This is a genomic window from Streptomyces sp. SID14478, assembly GCF_010548525.1.
GTDB lineage: Bacteria > Actinomycetota > Actinomycetes > Streptomycetales > Streptomycetaceae > Streptomyces.
This window is the reverse complement of the sequence record NZ_JAAGMG010001499.1, coordinates 1-335: the sequence shown is the minus strand read 5'-3', so window position 1 is coordinate 335 and position 335 is coordinate 1. Positions and strand designations below refer to the sequence as shown.

The 335-nt window shown below is 77.6% G+C and carries 1 pseudogene; it reads left to right on the top strand.

The annotated features are described in order from the left end of the window. A pseudogene (locus G3I40_RS46330) lies at positions 1-255 on the top strand (regulator); the annotation flags it as partial. Positions 256-335 lie beyond the last annotated feature (80 nt).

The following is a 335-nucleotide window of genomic DNA, read 5'->3' as shown; positions in this document are numbered from 1 at the left end:
CGGTCGCTGAGGCTGCGGGCGCCCGGGTTCGCGCGCAGCCGGCTGTTCTGCCGGGTGGTGCTGGCCTCCGCCCGGCTCGGCCTCGGCGAGCTGGACTCCGCGTGCGCGCTGGGCGCGGAGGCGGCGGCCGCGGCGGCGGACATGCGGTCGGTGCGCGCCCACGAGTACGTCCGGGAGTTCGAGCGGCGGTTGGAGCCCTACCGGGATGCGGGGCCCGTCCGGGGATACCGGGAGCGGGTCGCCGCGCTGGGGTGAGGCAGGTCCGATGAATCCGGCGGCGAAGCGGCAGTAAGGGGCGCCCGCCTCCGGAGCGTGCCACGGAGACGGGCGCGTCT